Source organism: Mesorhizobium sp. M7A.F.Ca.CA.002.09.1.1 (assembly GCF_003998555.1).
Classification (GTDB): Bacteria; Pseudomonadota; Alphaproteobacteria; order Rhizobiales; family Rhizobiaceae; genus Mesorhizobium; species Mesorhizobium ciceri.
In genome coordinates this window covers 1-3,146 of the sequence record NZ_RZRR01000680.1, presented here as the reverse complement: position 1 = coordinate 3,146, position 3,146 = coordinate 1, and the positions used below count along the sequence as shown (strand labels likewise).

Here is a 3,146-nt window from a genome sequence, read left to right as displayed (position 1 = left end):
GGGCAGCGGCTGGGACATGGGCGTCATCGAGCCGCAGGGCCTGCCGGCGGTCAAGCTCAAGCCGCTGCTCAAGGCGCGCGCGCTGAACAGGCTGGCCGACGAGGACATGGTTGCCCTGCAACGCGTCAACCTCATCGATCCGTCCTCGCCCAACCCGTCGGTCGAGACGCTGCTGCATGCCTTCCTGCCGCACAAATTCGTCGACCACACGCACTCGACCGCCATTCTCGCCATCGTCGACCAGGAGGACTCCAAGCCGCTGGTGACCACGGTTTTCGGCGCCAAGATGGGCTATGTGCCCTACATCATGCCCGGCTTCGACCTCGCCAAGGCGGCTGCCGACATCTTCGACGCCGATCCTGATGTCGAGGGCCTGATCCTCGACAAGCATGGCATCTTCACCTTCGGCGACGATGCGAAGCAGGCCTACGACCGGATGATCCATTATGTGAACGTCGCCGAGGACTTCATTGCCGCAAGTGGCAAGCCGAAGGCGGCAAAGGCAGCCTTGCCAGCAAAGCTCGCGACGCCGGCGTCGATCGCGCCGATGCTGCGCGGCGCGGTGGCGGTAGCGCGCGGCGAAGGCCGCTTCGACCGAATGGTCAGCGATTTCCGCACTTCGCCGGCAATTGTCGATTTCATCAATTCAGCCGAGATCGCCGATTATGCCGGGCGCGGCGTCTCGACGCCCGATCTGTCGATCCGCATCAAGACCGGGCCGATGGCGCTGCCGGCGCCCGACGCGGACAAGGCCGGCGACTACAAGGCGGTGATCAAGAGCCATGTCGACGCGTTCGCCAAGGATTATCGCGCCTATTTCGAAACCAATGATGCGCTCGACGACGTCAAGCGCACCATGCTCGACCAGATGCCGCGGCTGACGCTGGTGCCCGGCCTCGGCATGTTCGGCCACGGCCGCACCCTGAAGGACGCGAAGATCGCGTCGGATGTCGGTGAGATGTGGATCGAGGCAGTGCGTGGCGCCGAGGCCGTCGGCCGGTTCCATCCGCTTTCCAAGGCCGACCTGTTCCCGCTCGAATACTGGTCGCTGGAACAGGCCAAGCTCGCCTCCAACAAGCCGAAGCCGCTGACCGGCCAGGTGGTGCTGATCACCGGCGGTGCCGGCGCGATCGGTGCAGCGACGGCAAAGCTGTTCGCCGACAATGGCGCCCATGCCGTCGTCGTCGATCTCGACGCCGAAAAAGCCGCCGATGCAGCGAAGAAAGCCGGCAACAATTCGATCGGCGTCGCCGCAGACATCACCGACCCGGCACAGGTGCGTGCCGCCTTCGACAAAGCGGTCGCCGTGTTCGGCGGTGTCGACATCCTGGTTTCCAATGCCGGCGCCGCCTGGGAAGGCCGCATCGGCGAGCTTGACGACGCGCTCCTGCGCAAGAGTTTCGAGCTCAATTTCTTCGCCCACCAATCGGTGGCGCAGAACGCCGTGCGCATCATGCTCGAACAGGGCACAGGCGGCGTGCTTCTGTTCAACACCTCCAAGCAGGCCGTCAACCCCGGCCCGAAGTTCGGCGCCTATGGCGTGCCGAAGGCGGCGACGCTGTTCCTGTCCAGGCAGTACGCGCTCGACTATGGCGCGCATGGCATCCGCTCGAACGCCGTCAACGCCGACCGCATCCGCTCGGGCCTTTTGACCGACGCCATGATTGCCAGCCGCTCAGGCGCGCGCGGCGTGTCGGAGAAGGACTACATGTCCGGCAATCTGCTCGGCCAGGAAGTGACGGCGCAGGACGTGGCGCAGGCCTTCCTGCATCATGCGCTGGCCGACCGCACCACCGCCGACGTGACGACCGTCGACGGCGGCAATATCGCGGCAGCGATGCGGTAGGGAAACCGGCCGAGACTGACGCAAAACAGGCGAAGGTATTCGGGATCTGCAGCTACAGCAGTTCTCGGATGCCTTCCCACGCCATTCTGCCCAACCGTGATTCGGCCTCGTCATTGCCGCCATGTGCATGCAATGTCGAGCGTGGTGTGTTCTCGCCAGGCAAGAGAATGCGATGCCCCGCATCCGGCGATGACACGAGATGTGTGATCTTGCCTGCTTCGCTGCGCCGCCGAACAATTTCTGTCGCGAACCATAGCGAGGGCCACAGCGCATCGTCGCCGCCTGCGACCAGCAGGATCTCGGCCGATGCGGTCTCAACGGGGATGGTCGCCGCAGCCGCTTCCTGCCTGAAGGTTTTCAAGCAATGTTCGAAGAGTCCCCTGTAGGATACCAAGCCATCCACGTATTCTGGTGTCCAGTTTGGATCCGTCGGCACAAACGGCAGGGGGATTCCGTCGAGCGACCATGAGGATCGTTCAGGCCAGCTGACGCCATCCGGGCCAGCACCAATATTTCCCCAAATCACCGATGACGGGCTGATGGCGACCACAGCGTCGATGCGCGGGTCATGGACCGCCGCAAGCAGTGAGGCCTCGGCACCCTTGGATGTGCCGACATAGACGATGCGGTGGCATCCTGTTTCAAGGAGACAATCGGTTGCCGCGAAGAAGGTTTCGAGGGGAATTTCGCATATTCCGGGAGGCTGGCCCTCACCGCCGAACCATTGCAGGGCCAAAGCCGACGAGCCCTCGTTTGCAAAGAGCCGTGCGCGCCCGACATCGACGCGGCCACTCGACCCACCCAACACCACGACACCCGTGGTGGCCTGCGGGCATCGAAACAAGGTTCCGGCGACGGCGCCGGACAGGTTTTCCTCGATTGCCGCCTGAGCTTCCATATACGCACCGAACCTTGGGCCGGAGCCTGGCGCCGGCTGCAGATATTCAGCAAAAAGGCCGCCTGCAGCAAGCGGCTGCAGGCGGCCTTCGATAGCGAAAGTTACTTGGCGTTCGGGTTCGGCATCCAGGCCGGCATCGCGACATCGGCGTGGGCGAACTGCGGCAGCTTGGCCGACAGGTCCTCCATGTTCTTGATGTCCTTGTCGATGAGGTCCTTCTGGGTGATCAGTGTCGGCGGCACGACGACGTTGTGGCCGGGGTCTTCACCGGCCAGCAGCTGTGCCAGCGCACGCACCGAGACCTGGCCGACGACGGCCGGGTTGGTCGCGGCGGTCGCGGCCCAGGCGCTGTCGGGCTCGCGCATCGCAGCGATGTCCGAGGTCGAAATGTCGGCCGAATAG

General features: G+C 64.2%; 2 protein-coding genes and 1 pseudogene. 1 reads left to right on the top strand and 2 read right to left on the bottom strand.

The annotated features are described in order from the left end of the window. Positions 1–1,846, top strand: a 1,846-nt coding sequence (locus EN994_RS24390; RefSeq protein ID WP_127307863.1) for a bifunctional aldolase/short-chain dehydrogenase, incomplete at its 5' end; no start/stop codon positions are given. 52 nt (positions 1,847–1,898) lie between these two features. Here the strand turns inward: EN994_RS24390 and EN994_RS24385 are convergent. Both EN994_RS24385 and EN994_RS24380 read right to left on the bottom strand, forming a co-directional pair. Then, positions 1,899–2,744: an acyl-CoA thioester hydrolase/BAAT C-terminal domain-containing protein gene (locus tag EN994_RS24385; RefSeq protein WP_063167608.1), complete on the bottom strand. Its 846-nt coding sequence runs from the start codon at positions 2,742–2,744 to the stop codon at positions 1,899–1,901. Between the two features lie 101 nt (positions 2,745–2,845). Next, positions 2,846–3,146, bottom strand: a pseudogene (locus EN994_RS24380) (LacI family transcriptional regulator); the annotation flags it as partial.